Below are 21,071 nucleotides of genomic sequence, written 5' to 3'. Positions count from 1 at the left end.
AAGGCGTACCTACGGCACCACCAGCGTCGTTACCGTCATCGGTGTCCGGCGTAGAGTCGATGTCTTCCACCGCACCGCCTTCGCTGTCCGTAGCCGCACTGATCTCGGCTACGTTCACCAGGTCTTCACCGTCCGTGCCGGCGTCTACCGTCAGCAGGATCGTCAGCGTCGTGCTTTCTCCGGATGCCAGTTCGCCGGCGATCGCGGCCGTAGCCGTACCGTCACCATTGTCCGTCCAGATCGCACCATCGTTGTTGGCGCTGAAGCTCAGTCCCGTGGGGATGTAATCGGTTACCTCAATGTTGGCGGCCGTAACCATACCCTGGTTCGTCACCGTAATCGTGAACGAAACCTCATCGCCCGGCTCAACGACCGGCTCCTGACCAGCACTCAACACTTTGGTCAGTGCCAGGTCGAAGGGATTTACCCGAATCAGGGCAGGGTCAGCATCATCTTCGTCCGTGTTGGGATCCGTGTCGCCGGGAGCACCGCTACCGTCACCACTGGTGACGTCATCAGAAGGCGTACCCGGTCCACCACCCGCATCATTCGTGCCGTCGGCATCCGGAGTAGAGTCAATATCCGTGGGCGTACCACCGGCATCATCCTCGGCCGAAGAAATTTCCGCAAGGTTGGTAATCACGTCACCGTCCGTACCGCCATTTACCGTAAAGACGATGTCGATCGTCGTGCTTTGGCCAGCGTCCAGGTCAGCAATCGTGGCGGAGGCCGTGGCTCCGTTGTCGGTCCAGCCCAGGCCATTGCTGGCCGCATTGTAGGTCAGTCCAGCGGGGATGTAGTCGGTGATGACCACGTTCTGGGCGTCCACCATCCCCTGGTTCTCTACCGTGATGGTGAAGGTTACCACGTCGCCCGGCATAACCATGCCATTGGCGGGATTGCTGACCACCTTGGTCAACGCAAGGTCGAAGGGAGCAACCATGATCTGCGCAGGGTCGGCGTCGTCTTCGTCCGTATTTTCTTCCGTATCGCCGGGAGCACCAGTACCGTTTCCGGTAGTAGCGTCATCAGAAGGCGTACCCGGTTCACCACCCGCATCATTCGTGCCGTCAGTGTCCGGAGTAGAGTCAATATCCGTGGGCGTACCACCGGCATCATCCTCGGCCGAAGAAATCTCCGCCAGGTTGGTGATCACGTCACCATCCGTGCCACCGTTCACCGTAAAGACGATGTCGATCGTCGTGCTTTGGCCAGCGTCCAGATCAGCAATCGTGGCAGAGGCCGTGGCTCCGTTGTCGGTCCAGCCCAGGCCGTTGCTGGCCGTATTGTAGGTCAGTCCAGCGGGGATGTAGTCGGTGATGACCACGTTTTGGGCATCCACCATTCCCTGGTTCTCTACCGTGATGGTAAAGGTTACCGCATCGCCGGGCATGACTACGCCATCGGCCGGCATGCTGACCACCTTGGTCAACGCCAGGTCGAAGGGAGCAACCATGATCTGCGCAGGGTCGGCGTCGTCTTCGTCCGTATTCTCTTCCGTATCGCCGGGAGCACCAGTACCGTTTCCGGTAGTTGCGTCATCAGAAGGCGTACCCGGTTCACCACCCGCATCATTCGTGCCATCAGTGTCCGGGGTAGAGTCAATGTCCGTGGGCGTACCGCCAGCATCATCTTCGGCAGAAGAAATTTCCGCCAGGTTGGTGATCACGTCACCATCCGTACCGCCATTTACCGTAAAGACGATGTCGATCGTCGTGCTTTGGCCAGCGTCCAGGTCAGCAATCGTGGCGGAGGCCGTGGCTCCGTTGTCGGTCCAGCCCAGGCCATTGCTGGCCGCATTGTAGGTCAGTCCAGCGGGGATGTAGTCGGTGATGACCACGTTCTGGGCATCCACCATTCCCTGGTTTTCCACCGTGATGGTGAAGGTTACCGCATCGCCGGGCATGACTACGCCATCGGCCGGCATGCTGACCACCTTAGTCAACGCCAGGTCGAAGGGAGCAACCATGATCTGCGCAGGGTCGGCGTCATCTTCGTCCGTATTTGGATCGGTATCGCCGGGAGCACCGCTACCGTCACCGCTGGTGACGTCATCGGAGCCCGTTTCTGGCTCACCACCCGCATCATTCGTGCCATCAGTGTCCGGGGTAGAGTCAATGTCCGTGGGCGTACCGCCAGCATCATCTTCGGCAGAAGAAATTTCCGCCAAGTTGGTAATCACGTCACCATCCGTACCGCCATTAACCGTAAAGACGATGTCGATCGTCGTGCTTTGGCCGGCGTCCAGATCAGCAATCGTGGCGGAGGCCGTGGCTCCGTTGTCGGTCCAACCCAGGCCGTTGCTGGCCGCATTGTAGGTCAGTCCAGCGGGGATGTAGTCGGTGATGACCACGTTCTGGGCGTCCACCATTCCCTGGTTCTCTACCGTGATGGTGAAGGTTACCGCATCACCGGGCATGACTACGCCATCGGCCGGCATGCTGACCACCTTGGTCAACGCCAGGTCAAAGGGAGCAACCATAATCTGCGCAGGGTCGGCGTCGTCTTCGTCCGTATTTGGATCGGTATCGCCGGGAGCACCGCTACCGTCACCGCTGGTTACGTCATCGGACCCCGTTTCTGGCTCACCACCCGCATCATTCGTGCCATCAGTGTCCGGGGTAGAGTCAATGTCCGTGGGCGTACCGCCGGCATTGTCCTCAGCCGAAGAAATTTCCGCCAGGTTGGTAATCACGTCACCATCCGTACCGCCATTTACCGTAAAGACGATGTCGATCGTCGTGCTTTGGCCGGCGTCCAGATCAGCAATCGTGGCGGAGGCCGTGGCTCCGTTGTCGGTCCAGCCCAGACCATTACTGGCCGCATTGTAGGTCAGTCCAGCGGGGATGTAGTCCGTGATGACCACGTTTTCGGCGTCCACCATTCCCTGGTTCTCTACCGTGATGGTGAAGGTTACCGCATCGCCGGGCATAACTACACCATCGGCCGGCATGCTGACCACCTTAGTCAGGGCAAGGTCAAACGAAGCTACCGTAATCTGCGCCGGGTCGGCGTCGTCTTCGTCCGTATTCTCTTCCGTATCGCCAGGAGCACCAGTACCGTTTCCGGTAGTAGCGTCATCAGAAGGCGTCCCCGCCTCCCCGCCAGCGTCATTCGTGCTGTCGGCATCGGGGGTTGAATCGACGTCCGTAGGTGTTCCTCCCAGATCGTCCTGAGCGGAGGAAATTTCGGCCACGTTAGTGATCACGTCACCGTCCGTGCCGCCATTTACCGTAAAGACAATGTCGATCGTCGTGCTTTGGCCGGCGTCCAGATCAGCAATCGTAGCGGAAGCCGTGGCTCCGTTGTCGGTCCAGCCCAGGCCATTGCTGGCAACGTTGTAGGTCAGTCCAGCGGGGATATAGTCGGTGATGACCACGTTTTGGGCATCTACCATTCCCTGGTTCTCTACCGTGATGGTGAAGGTTACCGCATCACCGGGCATGACTACGCCATTGGCGGGAGCACTCAATACTTTAGTCAGGGCGAGGTCAAAGGGATTGACCATAATCTGGGCGGGGTCGGCGTCGTCTTCGTCCGTCCCTTCCTGTCCATCACCGGGAGCTCCACTACCGTTACCCGTGGTGGCGTTGTCGGCAGCCGTTCCCGGTTCACCACCCGCATCATTTGTGCTGTCGGCATCGGGTGTGGAGTCAACGTCCGTGGGTGTTCCTCCCTGATCGTCCTGAGCAGAGGAAATTTCGGCCACGTTAGTGATCACGTCACCATCCGTACCGGCATTCACCGTAAAGACAATGTCAATCGTTGTGCTTTGACCAGCGTCCAGATCTGCAATGGTGGCCGTAGCCGTGGCTCCGTTATCGGTCCAGCCCAGACCATTGCTGGCCACGTTGTAGGTCAGTCCAGCGGGGATGTAGTCAGTGATGACAACATTCTGAGCATCCACCATTCCCTGGTTCTCCACCGTGATGGTAAAGGTCACCGCATCGCCGGGCATCACCATGCCGGAGGCCGGAGCAGCAACCACCTTAGTCAGCGCAAGGTCGAAGGGATTGACCATGATTTGCGCGGGGTCGGCGTCATCTTCGTCCGTGTTAGGATCAGTATCGCCGGGAGCACCAGTGCCGTCACCGCTGGTGACGTCGTCGGAGCCCGTATTCGGAGCACCGCCCGCATCGTTGGTGGAATCGGCGTCGGGGGTTGAATCAACGTCCGGCAGCGGATTGCCACTCGGACCCGAGGCGTCAGAAATTTCCGCCAGGTTGACAATCACGTCACCATCCGTACCACCGTCAACGGTGAACACAATATCAATGGTGGTGCTTTCGCCAACGTCCAGATTATCGATGGTGGTTGAAGCCGTAGCCCCGTTGTCGGTCCAACCCAGACCGTTGCTGGCTACATTGTAAGACAGGCCAGCGGGGATATAATCGGTAATGACGACATCCGTAGCGTCCACCATTCCCTGGTTTTCCACGGTAATGGTAAAGGTTACCGCATCGCCGGGCATCACCATGCCGGTGGCCGGAGCAGAAACCACTTTAGTCAGCGCAAGGTCGAAGATGGGAACAAAGCCAAAATCAACGGTCATGTCGCCGTTGGCGTCGTCATTGCTCATTCCGCCTTCCGGATAAGCTACGTTATCGTCCTGGTCGCCCGCCTGACCGTCTTCATCTCCGTCACCGTCATTGGGTTCATCCCCTTCGGAGAGGGTGATGACTCCGCTGGTCGTGCGGTCACCGGAGGTGGTTTGCATTCCGTTATCGTTGTCATCCGTTCCGGCAGTAGCTCCCGTGGAGGACGTGGGAAAATCGTTGGGGGCCGTAGGAATAGACACCACGTAATCTCCGACAGGAAGTCCGCCGAAGTAGTAATCGCCGTTGGGGCCGGTGGTCGTAGTAGCGATCGGATCGTCTACCCCGGGCGTATCACCGGCAGCATAAAGCTCAACCGTAACTCCGGGAATACCGGTTTCTCCATCACCCGGCTCATATACACCATCATCATCCAGGTCCACAAATACCGTAGAGCCCAGGCTGAAACAATTAACGTCGATGGTGATGGGCGGTGACGTATTACACACTGTGTAACAGGCATTCGCCAATGGCCCCATGCCATTCAGGCCGTCTAATACGGGCTGGAAGGACTCCCCGGGAATCAGGAAGTTGGCCACATCTTCATCATCGCGGAAGTTGACGGCGTAGACCTGGTAGGTGTCGCTGGGAAGCCCGGTGAAAAGCCCCGTAAGGTTAGATTGTACGATGACACCATTCCGCACCAGAACGTACATCTGTACCTGACCACTGGTGCCGCCCGCCATGAAGGTTCCGGGCTGAGACTGGGCCAATATCGCTCCGGAGGGGACCGATGGATCATCCGTAAAGTTGCAGAAGTGCCCGGAAGCCTGACCACCGTCATTTACACCACACAATACTTCTGGGACTTCAATTGTTGCCGTCAACATTGGGTCACCAGTATCTTCAACTGACACTACCTGTACTGCTCCCCCTACACCGGAGTGGGCAAAGGGGCCGAAAACTAGCGGTGTGCCCATCCAGATTAGGGAAACCCCATTAACGGTTACTTCAAAATCGCCAACTGCCGGCGTCGGACTCATAATGTCCGTAACTTCAATGTAATACTGATTCTCGGCAGCCTGATCTCCATTTTCATCCGCACAGCTAGCCGCCGCCTCAATCACAATGGGTGGTACGCCACTACAATTAATGGCAGGTGTAGAGATCGATACATCCGTAAAACAATTATCAGAACCACTGAAAATTCGCAGGAAGTACTGAGCATCATGTTCTAAGCCCGCAAAGTTTACGGCTCCGCCCATTACCATCATCAAGTCAGCTGCGGCAGCGGCGGCATCATACCCAGATCCATCATACATCGCAGCACCAGCAGAGCTAATACCCACAACATTTCCGTTCATGATACTACCAAGGGTAATCGAGGCATCATCGTTAGGAAGCATTCCATCACAGGTGCCTTCACTAGCAGTGGGTACAGCAGTTGGTGGTGCCGTTGTACAAATTTCAACGTCAATCTGGAACATTCCACACTGCTGATTCCCCATCGCGGGAGTTGTTTTTTCCAATCGATAGGTAGCACATCCGACACCAGAGACCGTTACGGATAAATCACACTGGACAAATTCAAAAACATTGTTGGCGTCTGAACCGGGTACTTCTGACCACATACCCTCACAAACGACACCATCTCCGCAAGAAAAAATTTCGTTTAGAGAATAATTCTCGTCTACCCCACTATAGCACACTGTTTCATTTAGGGTGGTACTGGCGACTGGGCAACACTCTTTGAGTTTACCAATGGCTTTCCCGGCAATACCATCAGTATTATTGCTGGGATCTCCACCGGTTGGACCTACTGCCGTAACGATGTTAGCTGGATTGAGATCTAGCGGGAATCTCGTTACACAATCATCCACCGTGGTAAAGTTGGAAGAGTATAAACAGTCACAGTCATCTGAATAGACCAGGCCAATGATACCATACCAACCATCTCCATCGGCCGCGTTATCTACGGGAGTTTGCGCCAGTACGGTTCCCGTACTACTAATTTTTGTGACCCGGCCAGGACCACCAAACGACTGGGAATTGACTACATAAATATCTCCACTTGGATCGGTCGTGATCCCCCTTACCTGATCTCTATTTTCAGTAAAAAAGGTGCCTGCACCAGCCGACAAAGTAGGCGTGATACAACTTCCCCCTTGAATTTCCGCTAAAGTGAAGTTGTAAATGTAGTCACCGTCATCGTTGTAGGAATAGGCCCAGAAAGTATCATCATTGTCTTTCCACAAGCCCCATCTGGTAGAAACCTGATTCCCCATATTATCTTCAAAACATGCAGCTCCAAGCGGGGTGTCAGAACAAATATCGTAGGACCTTATTTCAGTCCAATCCAGGGCAAAACCAGGACCAGTACCACCACCAACCTGATTGTAGACCAATACATTTCCTACGGCTGTAATATTGAAAGCCTGGGCCGGTAGACGGAACTCTGTTTCGGGCAAGAGCGTACCATCACAGCGCAACCTCCTAATGTCTGCGGTAGGATCGTCCCAATCCTCCGAAATGTACAGGAAGCCATTAACGTCTACTCCCAGGCCATGTGGGCTTGGCAGTTCACTAACTCCCCCCACTCCCGGGTACCAAGGCCCCGTAGGACTTATCTCCGTCAGGCTACCATCAGCGGCATCGACCGCAAATTTGTGTACCGATCCATCACCCCGCTCATTTACGTAAATGTATTCCGTACAGTCACAGGCTTGAGCATTAAGCCATCCAGAACTGGGCAAAATGATTATCAGGGAAATGGCCATTTTGATCATGAGGTCTTTAGAAAAACCATTAAAATGACGGGATAGAAATTGAAGCATAGTGCTTTCTTTTAGGTCGATCAGAGAGTATTTCATGAGTGTTGCAACTTGACAAAACGACGAGAGCCCCTTACCGAAGCGGTAAGCGGCACACAATAATTCACCAGCAGAGTGTCTGGAGGAACTAGGTCTAGTCATTTTTCACGAGAGAATAAAAACCAAAAAAACAAAGATGGATAATACGCTCAGGCAGGCTGTCCGAAGCAGACATCTTCCCGAAAGAAACTACTGACCACCAATGGATTAGGCGGCCTACTACCTTAGGTTGGAAACTTTAGGTCAATCTTTCAATGAGGACGAATACTACAAGTCAGATAGCCAAAACTATCTATCCATGACTCCATTAAAGAAGAGTCATCAGGCAACAAATATAGTTGAAGCCCGGAAAGAACGGTGAAGAATCCGGATTTTTTTTGCAAAAAGGCGTATGGTTCCATTGAGGGAGGACCTGGACCATCTTCATTCGCCTCCCGCAAATGGCCATTGATCGCCCTAAAAGTTGCCCTTAAAGCCGATTAAGGAGCTCGGCCAGGCTGGCATAAATGGGTTGAGCATCTTCCAGTACTGAGGTAATGGTTCGCCATTCGGCCAGCTCAATGTCCTCTTCTGCCTGGGGAATCAGTTTCTGATCGGGGGCCTCCATTCGGTACCAGTAAGTTGGTTTCAGCACCCGTTTCTCCTTGCGGTTACGGTAGGTGTGATAGGTGGTGGGGAGTTGCTCCAGGAGGCTGATGTCGCGCAGTCCGGTTTCCTCTTCCACTTCCCGAACGGCGGCCGCTTCGGGGGATTCTCCGGGATCGATTTTACCCTTCGGCAGGTCCCAGAAGCCCCGGCGAAAGATAAAGAGGGGGCGTTCAGCATCCCCGCTGCGGGTCACCACTCCTCCGGCGGCAGGCAACCACCGGAAGTGGCTCCGGAAGTCCGTCCAGAGGGCTTCAAGATCCGGCCCGACGATATCCACCGACGTTACTTTAGGGCTTCCCTTCTCCAGCATGTCCACGTAGTTGAGCAGCGTGCGGGGTTTTCCGATGTAGTGAGCGGTCAGATGGGTGGGTCCTTTCTGCTCGTTAGCGTCGGCGGTTGTTTCTCGTTGTGCGAGGAGGCGGAGGGGTCGGTCGTTGATGTAGATTACGTACATTTGCGCGGCAATTCAAGGCGTTGGACTGTTGGTCTGTTGGTCTGTTGGTTTTTTAGTTCGTTAGTCTGTTGGTCTTTTGGTCTGTTAGTCTGTTAGTCTGTTAGTCTGTTAGTCTGTTAGTCTGTTAGGGTTAACTGTTCACCGGGTTAAATAGTTACCGGGCCACTTAAGCAAACCTACCAACGCTTGATTGCTTAAAATTTTGACTCCACAATTATGGATACTGCTCGTCAGATAGCCCGCAGACTTCTCGAAGTCGGGGCCGTAAAGCTACAACCGGAAACTCCTTTCACCTGGGCGTCCGGTTTACGTTCGCCGATTTATTGCGACAACCGGGTGCTGCTCTCCTACCCCGAGATTCGCGGGGAGGTCGTGACGGCCTTTGAGCAACTGGCCGGAGGCATTGAGGGTATTGACGGGGTGGCCGGCGTGGCTACCGCCGGGATTCCCCACGGTGCGTTACTGGCGGACCGGCTGGGGCTGCCCTTCATCTACATTCGTTCAAAAGCCAAGGAGCACGGGCGGCAGAACCAGATCGAGGGCCGACTGGAGGCCGGGAAGCGCTACCTGGTGATCGAGGACCTCATCAGTACGGGCGGTTCTTCCCTGCGGGCCATTGACGCACTGCGGGAGGCCGGAGGATCGGTAGCCGCCGCCTTCGCGATCTTCAGCTACGAGTTCCCCGCGGCGCAACGCGCCTTCACGCAGGCGGACGTGCAGCTGCAAACGCTGAGCGGATACACCCAACTGTTGGAGGAAGCCGTAGCACAGGACTACATCTCCAGCGCAGCCGCTTCCACCCTCCAGGAATGGCGAAAAGACCCCCGCGCCTGGAGCGAGGCCTTTGAAAACCGGTAAATCCGTACCTTGCTCCCCGAATTATGCTTGCACCTGCGGCCCCTCGCCCAAATGCTGATTTGGAAAAGGCAAGAGGCAGCGGCAAGTAAATTCTCCATCACCTAGGCCATCGGGGCCGTGCGATGGTTAATGGCGCCCCCGGAATGAACTCTCCGCGGCTCAATTAATTATCCTCTCGGCTACCCAAACATTCCCCAAAGTTATCCCCCCTTATTCGTACAGGGAACAATTTCATTCATGGCTATTTTGACCAAGCACTCTGAAGAATTCCTCCACCGATACCTCAACAATGCTTCTCCGACGGGCTTTGAGTCCCCCGGGCAGCAACTGTGGTTGGAGTACCTGCGCCCCTACGTGGACGAAGTGGAGCTGGACAATTACGGAACCGCCTACGGCGTCATCAATCCCGGAAAAGACTACCGCGTGGTCATCGAAGGTCACGCCGACGAGATCAGCTGGTTTGTCCACTACATCGCCGATAACGGTTACATCTACGTGATCAGAAACGGCGGCAGCGACCACCAGATCGCTCCGTCCAAACGGGTTAACATCCACGGTGACAAGGGGGTAGTCCGCGGCGTCTTCGGCTGGCCGGCCATTCACACGCGCCGGGGCGACGAAGCCAAGCTGCAACCCCAAATCCACAACATTTTCATTGACGTCGGGGCGGAAAGCAAGGACGAGGTGCTGGAAATGGGTATCCACGTGGGCTCCGTGATTACGTATCCGGACGAGCTGGAGGTCATGAACGACCGCTACTACTGCGGACGGGCGCTGGACAACCGGATGGGAGGATTCTGCATCGCCGAAGTTGCCCGCCTGCTGCGGGAAAACAAGGTGGAACTCCCCTACTCGCTGTACATCGTCAATTCCGTGCAGGAAGAAGTCGGTCTGCGGGGCGCGGAGATGATCGCCGACCGAATTAAACCGCAGGTGGCCATCGTCACTGACGTTACCCACGATACCGGCACTCCGATGCTGAACAAGAAAAAGGTGGGCGACGTGAAGTCGGGCGCCGGTCCTACCGTGACCTACGCTCCGGCCGTGCACAATAAGTTGCTGCAACTCATCATCGATACGGCCGCCGAGAAGGAAATTGACATCCAGCGGGAGGCCAGCAGCCGGGCTACGGGCACCGATACGGACGCCTTTGCCTACTCCAACGGCGGCGTCCCCTCCGCCCTCATCAGTCTGCCGCTGCGCTACATGCACACTACGGTGGAGATGGCGCACAAAGACGACGTCGAGGGGGTTATCAAACTCATTTACGAAACCCTGCTGGCCATCGAGGATGGTATGGACTTCCGCTACTTCAAGGTGTAGTCCGCTGGTCCGGCGGAGTGTTTGCCCAAGACCGTGACCATGGCCATGCTGCGGAGATTTTATGAATGGGTATTCTACGGTCATCTGTGGATTGCCCTGGGCGCGGCGTCGCTGGGTTGGGTGTCCCAGGGAATGTTCTCCACCACTTCCCTACCCTGGTGGCTGGTTCCGCTCTTTCTTTTTCTGGCTACGCTGGGGGTGTACACCATGCACCGACTGCTGAGCTACCGGCGGGCGGAGCGGGCCAATCGATTCCGGCGCTACGGGATCGTCCATCGCCACCCGAAGGTAAGTGCCGCCATTGGCTGGTTGAGTTTGCTCGGTGCGGGGCTTTGCTGCTGCTGGTTTCCGCCCGTCAGCTGGCTCACCCTGATCCTGGCCGTACCCTTTACCTTTTTCTACCTCATCCCGATCTGGCCGGGGGGCAAACGGCTCCGCGATTATTCCTACCTGAAAGTGGTATGGGTGGCCATGAGCTGGACCCTGATGACGGCGATTTTTCCGATGGTGGCCCAGAGCCTGGATCAATACTCGATCATGGAGTTATGGATCACCTTTAGGGGGCAGCCGACTAGCATCAGTAGTTCGTTCTACGTCTATCAGGAAATTGCCGTCCGCTTTTTTTTCACCCTGTCGGTGGCGATCCTCTTTGATTTTCGCGACGTGAAGTTGGACGCTTCGCAGTCGGTTCATACCCTGGCTAATCAACATTCCGCCCTGGCAAAAGGGATCATTTACGCACTGATGGTGCTCTGCGTCTTCGGACAGCTGGATACCCTAACCGTTACCTCACCGGAAAATCCCGAAGCGGAGGGAATAATATTTGCGGCCCGCTCGCTGCCCTACCTGCTCACGCTTCCCGTGGCCTGGCTCACCAGTCCGCAGCGCAGCGAAGACTGGTACGCCGTGTGGGTGAATGGCTTGCTGCTGCTGCCCGGCCTGATGTTTTTGCTGGGGGGCGTGTGGTTGGATTAGGGCGACGGAGCGCAGGTGCAAGGGTAGTGGGTAGTATGGTAGCGGGTAGTATGGTAGCGGTTAGTGCAGGCGAGCAGCTACCCTGGTCGGAACGGTAAACTGGGAAGGCGTTAGCCAAGCAGTTTCTGGTCCGAACAGTGGAGGTTGTGGAGGGGAAGGGGATAGGGGGTAGTAAGGTAGCAGGTAGTATGGTAGCGGTTAGTGCAGGCGAGCAGCTACCCTGGTCGGAACGGTAAACTGGGAAGGCGTTAGCCAAGCAGTTTCTGGTCCGAACAGTGGAGGTTGTGGAGGGGAAGGGGATAGGGGGTAGTAAGGTAGCAGGTGCAAGGGTAGTGGGTAGTGTGGTAGCGGGTAGTGCCGGCGAGCAGTTACCCTGGTCGGAACGGTAAACTGGGAAGGCGATAGCCAAGCAGTTTCTGGTCCGAACGGTGGAGGTTGTGGAGGAGGTAGCAGGTAGTAAGGTAGTGGGTAGTATGGTAGTTGATGCTGTTATTCCGTTTCGGAAATAAAGGAATCAGGCGTGAAGGTTTTCGATTCCGATCCCTTCCACGCCCATCCTCGCAATGAGCGCCGCGCCGTAGGCGCTGGCCTGGGCCGTGTCGGCTTCCACGACTTGCCTACCCGACCGCTCGGCGAGCAGGTCCAACCAGGGAGGAGAACGGGTGAAGCCTCCGCTGGCGTGCAGGGTATCCACCTTTCCGATGGCGGCCTCCAGTTTGCGCAAAATGGCGACAAGGTTATCCGTTACGCCCTCCAGGACCGCCCGGGCGAGGTGCCGGTGGTCGTGGAACCCCCGGAGACCCTCCAAAGCGGCGGTGGCCGTAGCGTCCCAGAGCGGCGCCCGCTCTCCGTACAGATAGGGCCGGAAGGCCGGACTCTTCTTCCGCGGGACGGAAAGGGCCGCCCCGATGAACTCCCCCACGTCGGCAAAGTGGTGCATCAGGAGTTGCTGCCAGTATTCGAGCACCTTCCCCCCGTTATTCGTCGCGCCGCCGATGACGAAATAGTCGTCCAGCAACTGATAATTGAACAGCCCCAGGGAAGGGTCGATCCGGGCTTCCCGGTGGGTCGCGCGCACGGCACCGCTGGTGCCGACGGTAATGGCAACGGACCGGGGATCCAGCAATCCGCTCCCCAGGTTGGCCAGACAGCCGTCCGACCCTCCCAGGAAAAGGGGAACGCCCGTCAGGCCCAGTGATTCCCCAAGGTGCTTGTTCCAGGACAAGCGGGTAGTGGCCGGACGTACTTCGGGAAGCGTCATCCGGAGGGTTTCGCGGCCTTCCAAAAGCCCCGCCACCTTCAGGGCGGCCGGATGCCAGTCTCCGGCCCGCGCATCATAGAGCCCCGTGGCGGAGGCCAGCTGCTGATCCAGCAAAAACTCACCGCCCGTAAGGTGATGCACCAGGAAAGATTTCAGGTCGCTCAGAAAATGTGCGCCAGCGTAGGTATTCTCCCGGAGCAGCCACCGCAGCTTCACCATGGGCGACATCGGGTGGACGGGGGTACCGGTATGCTCCCATAAAGATTGACGCTCCGCTTCGGCCAGCTCCTCCATCACCGCCGACGCCCGAACGTCGGCCCAGGTGATTACCGGGCTGAGGGGTTGATACTTGCTATCCAATATGATTACACTGTGCATCGGACAACTAAGCCCCACCCCGGCCGGAGGATCATCAAGGGTCGTCATCACGGTCGATAAACAGCGTTTGGTGGCCGCCAACACCAACGTCGGATCTTGCTCCGCCGCTCCGGGAACCGGATGCTCCAGCGGATACCCTTCTTCCTCCAGTAGCGGGCAGTTTCCTTCCCGGTCAAAAACGCCCACCTTCACGGAGGTGGTCCCCACGTCAATACCAATAAAAAGGCTGCTGTCTGATGCTGGTGTCATTTCGATGAATCTGCGGTAAAGTATCTTGTGCTTCCGAGACCAAATTTACGTTGATGAACCTCCGCAACTTCCCCCTTTCCCTGACCCTGGTATTGATCCTGGGTTTTCTCCCCCAACTGAACGCCCAAAAAGCCCTGGAAATTCAGGACCTCGTGGACTGGAACCAAATGAGCGACGAACAAATAAGTGCCGACGGCAACTACCTACTCTACACGCTTTCACCGGACGTGGGAGATCCCGTAGCGGTAGTCAAAAACCTCCGGACGGGCGACGAGCGCCGCTTTGAGCGACTACACGACGCCAAAATCGACTACAATGGTAAGTACCTGATCGGAATTCTCAAACCATCCTGGGACGAGGCGAAATCCATCAAGCTCACCGAAAAGAAGCAAGCCGCCAAGAAGCTGCCCAAGATGGACAGCCTGCTCGTGTGGGCTCTGGGCAGCGAACAGCCCGACATCACCCCCACGGTCTACGACTACGCCATTGGCGATCGCTGGTCCGGCTACTACGCCTACACGACGGATTCTGCACTCCCCGACAGCATTCAGCGGGGACTCGACAAATCCAGCCACCGGCTGTTAATCCGCAATTTTTCTCAGCCGGATAGTTTTTACCTCGAAGGGGTGACGAGTTACCAGTGGGCCAGGGACGCCGGCATCATGCTGGCCCACCAGGCCGCCAACGACGGCAACTGGACCGACGGAGTGTTACGCCTCGACACCAAAAGCCTGGAGTGGAAGACCATCAGCCGCGGTCCGGCCAAGTACCGGGGTATGCAGTTAAGCCACGACGGACAGCAAGTGGCCTTCCTGAGCGGAGAAAAGGAGGACAAGGCTCCGCAACCACCCTTCCACCTGCACTATTTCGACGCCAGTAAGATGGATACCGCCAGGATTATTTCCCGGGGAGCCAGCACCTGGCTGCAGGAGGAGCAACGGATCAGCGACGATCAGACGCCCTTCTTCAGTGAAGACAAGGCCTACCTGTTCTTCGGCACCGCCCCGCGTCGTGCCGAAAGGGACACGACCCTACTCGACGAGGAAATCGCCGACGTGGAAGTCTGGACCAGCGAAGACGAGCGGATGTACCCCCAGCAGAATCTGCGCAAGCGCGCCGAGGAGTCCCGGACCTACCTGGCCGTCTACCGGATCGGGAGCAATGATTTCGTACAACTGGCCGACGACCGTAAGCCGGAGTACCGCCTCCCGGAAGAAGCGAGCTCCCCTTACGTGCTCCTGTACAACGAAGTGCCCTACCTCAAAAAGACCACCTGGGAGGGTGGTCCCGCCGACAAGGACCTCACCGTAGTGAATCTGGAAGCGGGCACCGCCGTCACCTTTGCCCGGGGTGAGCCGGGCACCCCCCGCTGGTCTACGGGTGGAAAGTACCTGGTCTGGTACAACCAGGTCGATACGAGCTACCGACTGTATGACCCGGCCCGCCAGGAAGTGCGAACGCTTACGACCAACGCCTTCGGGACGTTCTACGACGACCGCAATGATCGCCCCATGCCGCCGCGCCCCGCGGGTGCGGCCGGGTGGACCGCCGGCGATCGGGCGCTGATCATCTACGATCGCTACGACCTTTGGCGCCTGGATCCTACGGGTAACGAACAACCGCTGCGCCTCACCCGGGGGCGGGAGGCGAACACGCGTTACCGCTACGTGGACCTCGACCCCGAAAATGACTTTCTGCCGGAAGGCCGGATGTTGCTATCTACCTTCGACGAGAACAACTACCACGGAGGTTACGCCTGGTATGACGTAAAAACCCGCAAGGTGACGCCACTGGCCAGCAGTCCGCACCGCTACCGGAACTTCATGAAGGCCCGTTCAGCCGAGGCTTACGTCTACTCCCGGGAAGATTTTCGCGAATTCCCCGATTTGCGGTTCACTACCGACCTCGCCCGGAGCGGGAACACCGTTACCGCGGCCAACCCCCAGCAAGCGGAGTTCAAGTGGGGCACCAGCGAGATTTACGAATGGGTGGACGCCCAGGGGCGGACCCTGCGGGGGATCCTGGTCAAACCCGACAACTTTGACCCCCAAAAGCAGTACCCCCTGCTGGTTAATTTTTACGAGCGCAGTAGCGAGGGTGTTTACGGGCACCGGGCTCCCTACCCTCACCGCTCTACGATCAACTACAGCTACTACGTCAGCCGAGGGTACGTCATCTTCAATCCGGACGTGATTTACCGGGTGGGTTATCCCGGTGAGAGTGCCTACGATTGCGTCATGACCGGCGTCACGAGCCTGCTCCAGCAAGGTTTCATTGACCGCGAACGGATCGGCCTGCAGGGACACAGCTGGGGCGGGTACCAGGGTGCCCACATCGCCACCAAGACGGATATGTTTGCGGCCATTGAGTCCGGTGCTCCCGTAGTGAACATGTTCTCTGCCTACGGAGGGATTCGCTGGGGTTCCGGTATTAGCCGTCAGTTTCAGTACGAGCGGACCCAGAGCCGCATTGGCGGCACACCCTGGGAATACCCCATTCGGTACCTGGAAAATTCCCCCTTATTCTTCACCGACAAGATCAACACCCCCATTCTGATCATGCACAACGATAAGGATGGGGCCGTCCCCTGGTATCAGGGCATTGAGTGGTTCAGTGCCCTACGCCGGTTGGGCAAACCCGCCTGGATGCTCAACTACCGCGGGGAGCCGCACTGGCCCCTGAAGCCCGCCAACCGCCAGGATTTCCAACGCCGGATGAGTCAGTTCTTCGACCACTACCTGATGGGCGCCCCCGTCCCCCGCTGGATGGAAGAGGGCGTCAACCCCGTCCAACGGGGCATTGAGCAGGGCTACGAGACGAAGGAGTAGGGGCTGGGTGCTGGTGGCTGGTTACTGGTTAAGACTCCATCTGCTCCTCGAAGTGTCCGCAGGACCTTTGAGCGTGCATGTGGAGATTTAGTTCTCGATGGCTGGTTGCTTGATGCTGGTTACTGGTTATGCAGGAAAAAGACTTCATCTGCTCTTCGTCCCGATAGCTATCGGGGCCGCAGGACCTCTGAGCGTGCATGTGGAGATTTAGTTCTCGATGGCTGGTTGCTGGTTGCTGGATGTCAGCTTTTGGTGGCTGGCGGTACGGGAGTTGTCGTAAATACGTAGAAGTACGACATAGTTGCCCATCGCTGGCTGCTGTCGTAAATATGTAGAAGTACGACATACCTGCCGGTGAGAGATGCCGGATCAGACCAGGATCACTAAATCCTTCATTATAATTTTGGCGTCAAGCGCAGGTGCCAGAAAGATGCCGGATGGCCAGGTACTCAGATAAACCGCACCTCCCGCAGGGCAAAGTGTTCTTCGGCTCCCGAGGCCAGTTCCAGTCGGAGGCGGCCATCGGCCGCCACCCCACGCAGGACGGCAAAGAAAGTGCTTCCGTCCTGGGTGCGCTGGTAGCGGCCCGGCTGGTCGAGTCGGTAAAGCTGGACGTGGTAGGCGCGTTGAAGTTCGGGCATCCCCGACGGCGCCGTGAGGGTGTACCACGCCCCGAGCTGCGTAAAAACCTTGTTCAGTACGGCGCTTTTGTCGAAAGGCGTCCCCGTCAGTAATCGCAGGGAGGTCGCCGTGGTGGTCAACTCCGCGGGGAAATCAGCCTCGTTGACGTTGAGTCCGACGCCGATGACCGTCCAGGCGATGGTCCGGCCCCGCAGGCCGTTCTGCACGAGAATGCCCGCAATCTTCTGGTCACCGACGTAAATGTCGTTCGGCCATTTCAGGCGTACGCTGGGTGATAAAGTGGGAGGTAACAGCTCCCGGACCACGGCCGCAATGGCCAGTGCCGGCACCTGCGTCAGCGCAAAAATCTGATCAACCGACAAATGGTCAGGATATGCGATCAGGCTAAATGACAGATTTTCACCCGGGCTGGCAAACCAGGCGTTGCTTCCCTGTCCGCGGCCCGCGCTTTGTTCGTCGGCCAGGAATACGTCACCGTGCCGGGGTGGTTCCTCCTCCCCGATGGCCCGAATGGCCCGTAGGTTGGTACTGTCCACGGCTCCGTAGTGGCGGGCAACTTTCGGAAAAAGTGTAGTGTTATTAGTGGACAAAGTCGACGGATTTTCAAGATTTGTCGATATTCCCACCTAATTCGAACCTAAAACCTTGAATTGATCGTTTCGGTGAGGAACGGTTTTTGCTATCTTTAAACGCTAAACCATCAATTTGAATACAAGCGTAAAAACGTCCACGGCACCAATAGACTCCGGTTTAGAAGAGCGGTTGGACCTCATTTTAGACAGTATCCGTGACATCAAAGGTAAACAGATCGTCCGGTTGGATCTTCGCCAACTTGATGATCGTCCCGCGGAGTTTTTCTTTATCTGTGAAGGTGATTCCACCACTCAGGTAGCTGCCATAGCTGGTAACGTTCAGAAGCGAATGAAAAACGAATTGGGGGATCTGCCAAAAACAGCTTCCGGTGGCCGACACGCCAACTGGATTTGTCTGGATTACTTCGATGTCGTAGTGCACGTTTTCTACCCCGAAACACGGACGTTCTACGAACTAGAAGACCTTTGGAGTGATGCTGTCATCACAGAATACGAAACCCTTTAATTAGGGCAGCGTCAAAAAAAGAGCGGTTAGCCAACGAATTGGCGTGCCGTGCGTTAGCCATTTAATATGAGCACGAATAAGCAAGATAATAAACCTGAGGGTGGCGGCCCGAAGTTCCAGAGTTACTGGCTCTACGCCATCATGTCCCTCGTTCTCCTTGCCCTCGTGGTTTCCAACCTGGGCACCGGATCGGACAGTAAGATCGATAAGCAGCGGCTGTTCCAGATGATGGAAGACGGGGCCGTTGAGCGGATCGACCTGGTAAATAATACCACCGCCGAGGTGTACCTGAAGTCGGAGATGAAGGAAGAAGAGCGGTACAAGGACGCCAGCGGTGGTGGTCTTAGTGGTTCCCGCTATGACTACTACCTTCCCGTTGGTGACGCTGCCGTGTTCACCAGCTGGATGACGGAAGCCCAGGAAACCCTGGAGATTCCCTTCCGGGACCGCACCCCAGTAAACTCGGTGGCCCGTCCGAATTACCTCGGCGATGCGCTGCAGTGGCTCCTGCCCCTGGCGGTTATTGCCATCATCTGGATCGTCCTGATGCGCCGACTGAGCGGCGGGGCCGGAGGCCCCGGCGGGCAGATTTTCAACATCGGTAAATCAAAGGCGACCCTCTTTGATCAAAACAGTAAGGTGAACATCACCTTCGCCGACGTGGCCGGCCTTGACGAAGCCAAGGAAGAAGTGATGGAAGTTGTGGACTTCCTCAAGAACCCCAAGAAATACACTGCCCTGGGGGGTAAGATACCCAAGGGTGTCCTACTGGTGGGCCCTCCGGGAACGGGTAAAACCCTCCTCGCCAAGGCCGTGGCCGGTGAAGCGGGCGTTCCCTTCTTTACCATGTCCGGTTCCGACTTCGTAGAAATGTTCGTCGGGGTTGGTGCCAGCCGGGTAAGGGATCTGTTTAAGCAGGCCCGGGAAAAAGCTCCCTGTATCATCTTTATCGACGAGATCGACGCCATCGGCCGCGCCCGCGGCCGCGGCAACATGCAGGGTGGTAATGACGAGCGGGAGAACACCCTCAACCAACTGCTGGTGGAGATGGATGGCTTCAGCACGGACAAGGGGGTAATCCTCATGGCCGCCACCAACCGTCCTGACGTACTGGACAGCGCCCTGCTGCGCCCCGGTCGCTTCGACCGGCAGATCGGTATCGACCGCCCGGACCTCAAGGGCCGGGAAGCCATCTTCAAGGTCCACCTCAAAAACATCAAAACGGACAACGATTCCGTTGACGCCTTCACGCTGGCCGAAATGACCCCGGGATTCGCCGGAGCTGAAATCGCCAACATCTGTAACGAAGCCGCCCTGATTGCCGCCCGTCGTAATCAAGACAGCGTTACCCTGGATGACTTCAACTACGCCCTGGACAAGGTAATCGGTGGTCTGGAGAAGAAAAACAAGCTCATCAATCCCGATGAGAAGGAAATTATCGCCTACCACGAAGCGGGCCACGCCATCTGTGGCTGGTATTTGGAGCACGCCAGTCCACTGGTAAAGGTGACCATCGTTCCCCGCGGGGTGGCGGCCCTGGGCTACGCCCAGTACCTCCCCAAGGAGCAGTACATCACCCGGACGGAGCAGATGCTCGACATGATGTGCATGACCTTCGGTGGTCGTGCCGCCGAACAGGTGTTCTTCGGAAAGATCAGCACGGGTGCCCAGAATGACCTCGACAAGGTCACCAAGCAGGCCTACGATATGATCACCGTTTACGGTATGGACGAGAAGGTGGGTCAGGTAAGCTTTTATGGCATGAGCCGTGATTCCTACCAGCGCCCCTACTCCGACGAGACTTCTACCCTCATCGACAACCGGGTACGGGAATTGTTGGAGAGCCAGTACCAACGGGCCCAGAAGCTACTTACCGAGAAACGGGAGCAAGTGGAACTGTTGGCCAAGCAGCTGCTGGAAAAAGAGGTGCTCAGTCGGAAAGACCTGGAGGACCTCATCGGCCCACGTCCCCACGAGCAGATTCACGAAGAGACCACCGACTGGGCCGGTGTCGTAGACAACGCACACGACGGCGAAACCAATAACACTAACGGTTCCGTACCGCCGCAGGCGTAGGGAACTCACCACGATAAGGAAAGGGGCCGGATGAATACCATCATCCGGCCCCTTTTATTTGTGACGCCCTGCGACCAAAAGCCTCCCCGATACGGATCGCCCACCGGAATCCTTTACTTTTGTGCCATGGCTGAAACAACGCATGGCTTCATTCCGCTGCAACACACTCCACTGGATTCCTCCACCGCGCTGGAACGCGCCCGGGAATTTTACCAATTGCTGGACCGGCGGCGCACCGTTCGGGAATTCAGCGATCGTCCCGTCGCCCGGGAGCTGATTGAGTTGATCCTCAAAACGGCCTCCACGGCCCCCAGTGGAGCCAACAAACAGCCCTGGACATTTTGCGTGGTGTCCAACCCCGAAGTCAAGGCGAAGATTCGGGAAGCGGCGGAGAAAGAGGAATACGAAAACTACCACGGCCGGATGTCCGATGAGTGGTTAAAGGACCTCGAAAAGTTTGGTACGGACTGGCACAAACCCTTCCTGACCACCGCGCCCTACCTCATTGTGGTATTCAAGAAGGCCTACGACCGCAATGCGGCCGGGGAGAAGGAAAAAAATTACTACGTAAATGAATCGGTGGGACTGGCCAGCGGCAACCTCATTTCGGCCATCCACAACGCGGGCCTGGTTACGGTCACCCATACTCCCAGCCCCATGAACTTCCTGCAAAAAGTACTGGATCGGCCCGACAACGAGCGCCCCTTTTTGCTGCTACCCGTAGGGTATCCGGCAGAGGACGCGCAGGTCCCCAAAATTAGCCGGAAAGGACTGGAGGAGATTAGCGTTTGGTATGAGTAATACCCGTTCCGGTAGCGCCGGATTTATCCATCCAAAGGTTCACATCAACGGCTGAAGCCGTCGCTACTGCATCTT

General features: G+C 56.9%; 11 protein-coding genes. 7 read left to right on the top strand and 4 right to left on the bottom strand.

What is annotated here, in order from left to right; genetic code table 11:
- Both E1J53_RS14975 and E1J53_RS14970 read right to left on the bottom strand, forming a co-directional pair.
- On the bottom strand, positions 1 to 5,425 hold a 5,425-nt coding region (locus E1J53_RS14975; RefSeq protein WP_216650057.1), incomplete at its 3' end, for an SdrD B-like domain-containing protein.
- Between the two features lie 2,449 nt (positions 5,426 to 7,874).
- Positions 7,875 to 8,507: an NUDIX hydrolase gene (locus E1J53_RS14970; protein ID WP_134274560.1), complete on the bottom strand. Its 633-nt coding sequence runs from the start codon at positions 8,505 to 8,507 to the stop codon at positions 7,875 to 7,877.
- A gap of 216 nt (positions 8,508 to 8,723) precedes the next feature.
- On the opposite strand from E1J53_RS14970, the gene pyrE reads away from it, so the two are divergent.
- The 3 genes from pyrE to E1J53_RS14955 all read left to right on the top strand — a co-directional run bounded on the left by pyrE (position 8,724) and on the right by E1J53_RS14955 (position 11,663).
- Positions 8,724 to 9,365 carry an orotate phosphoribosyltransferase gene (pyrE, locus tag E1J53_RS14965; protein WP_134274559.1) on the top strand — a complete coding sequence of 214 codons (642 nt, stop codon included), beginning with the start codon at positions 8,724 to 8,726 and terminating at the stop codon, positions 9,363 to 9,365.
- Between the two features lie 237 nt (positions 9,366 to 9,602).
- Complete coding sequence (locus tag E1J53_RS14960; RefSeq protein ID WP_134274558.1) at positions 9,603 to 10,688, top strand: M42 family metallopeptidase; 1,086 nt, start codon at positions 9,603 to 9,605, stop codon at positions 10,686 to 10,688.
- 21 nt (positions 10,689 to 10,709) lie between these two features.
- The gene (locus tag E1J53_RS14955) at positions 10,710 to 11,663 is read left to right on the top strand and encodes a hypothetical protein (RefSeq protein ID WP_145913069.1); all 954 of its coding nucleotides are present in this window, start codon (positions 10,710 to 10,712) and stop codon (positions 11,661 to 11,663) included.
- A 514-nt stretch (positions 11,664 to 12,177) separates the two neighbouring features.
- Here the strand turns inward: E1J53_RS14955 and E1J53_RS14950 are convergent.
- Positions 12,178 to 13,551, bottom strand: a complete 1,374-nt coding sequence (locus E1J53_RS14950) for a gluconokinase (protein WP_134274556.1) — start codon at positions 13,549 to 13,551, stop codon at positions 12,178 to 12,180.
- 53 nt (positions 13,552 to 13,604) lie between these two features.
- On the opposite strand from E1J53_RS14950, the gene E1J53_RS14945 reads away from it, so the two are divergent.
- On the top strand, positions 13,605 to 16,379 hold the full coding sequence (locus tag E1J53_RS14945; RefSeq protein WP_134274555.1) for a prolyl oligopeptidase family serine peptidase: 2,775 nt from the start codon (positions 13,605 to 13,607) through the stop codon (positions 16,377 to 16,379).
- Positions 16,380 to 16,828: 449 nt separating this feature from the next.
- Here E1J53_RS14945 and E1J53_RS14940 read toward each other — a convergent pair whose 3' ends face one another.
- The gene (locus tag E1J53_RS14940; protein ID WP_154640211.1) at positions 16,829 to 17,611 is read right to left on the bottom strand and encodes a biotin--[acetyl-CoA-carboxylase] ligase; all 783 of its coding nucleotides are present in this window, start codon (positions 17,609 to 17,611) and stop codon (positions 16,829 to 16,831) included.
- 115 nt (positions 17,612 to 17,726) lie between these two features.
- Here E1J53_RS14940 and rsfS point away from each other — a divergent pair, with 115 nt between their 5' ends.
- The 3 genes from rsfS to E1J53_RS14925 all read left to right on the top strand — a co-directional run bounded on the left by rsfS (position 17,727) and on the right by E1J53_RS14925 (position 20,996).
- Complete coding sequence (rsfS, locus tag E1J53_RS14935; protein WP_154640210.1) at positions 17,727 to 18,119, top strand: ribosome silencing factor; 393 nt, start codon at positions 17,727 to 17,729, stop codon at positions 18,117 to 18,119.
- A gap of 66 nt (positions 18,120 to 18,185) precedes the next feature.
- Positions 18,186 to 20,195, top strand: coding sequence for an ATP-dependent zinc metalloprotease FtsH (ftsH, locus tag E1J53_RS14930; RefSeq protein ID WP_134274553.1), 2,010 nt, complete (start codon positions 18,186 to 18,188; stop codon positions 20,193 to 20,195).
- A 126-nt stretch (positions 20,196 to 20,321) separates the two neighbouring features.
- A complete protein-coding gene (locus E1J53_RS14925) occupies positions 20,322 to 20,996 on the top strand; it encodes a nitroreductase family protein (protein ID WP_134274552.1) in 675 nt (224 codons plus the stop codon).
- The last annotated feature ends 75 nt before the right edge of the window (positions 20,997 to 21,071 follow it).

This window comes from Lewinella sp. W8, assembly GCF_004375085.3.
Lineage (GTDB): Bacteria > Bacteroidota > Bacteroidia > Chitinophagales > Saprospiraceae > Neolewinella.
This window is presented reverse-complemented; position numbering and strand designations above follow the sequence as displayed.

Bases quoted from the DNA above. Each gene is read 5' to 3' on its own strand.
- E1J53_RS14970 (WP_134274560.1), bottom strand. From the start codon at position 8,507: ATGTACGTAATCTACATCAACGACCGACCCCTCCGCCTCCTCGCACAA.
- pyrE (WP_134274559.1), top strand. From the start codon at position 8,724: ATGGATACTGCTCGTCAGATAGCCCGCAGACTTCTCGAAGTCGGGGCC.
- E1J53_RS14960 (WP_134274558.1), top strand. From the start codon at position 9,603: ATGGCTATTTTGACCAAGCACTCTGAAGAATTCCTCCACCGATACCTC.
- E1J53_RS14950 (WP_134274556.1), bottom strand. From the start codon at position 13,551: ATGACACCAGCATCAGACAGCAGCCTTTTTATTGGTATTGACGTGGGG.
- E1J53_RS14945 (WP_134274555.1), top strand. From the start codon at position 13,605: ATGAACCTCCGCAACTTCCCCCTTTCCCTGACCCTGGTATTGATCCTG.
- ftsH (WP_134274553.1), top strand. From the start codon at position 18,186: ATGAGCACGAATAAGCAAGATAATAAACCTGAGGGTGGCGGCCCGAAG.
- E1J53_RS14925 (WP_134274552.1), top strand. From the start codon at position 20,322: ATGGCTGAAACAACGCATGGCTTCATTCCGCTGCAACACACTCCACTG.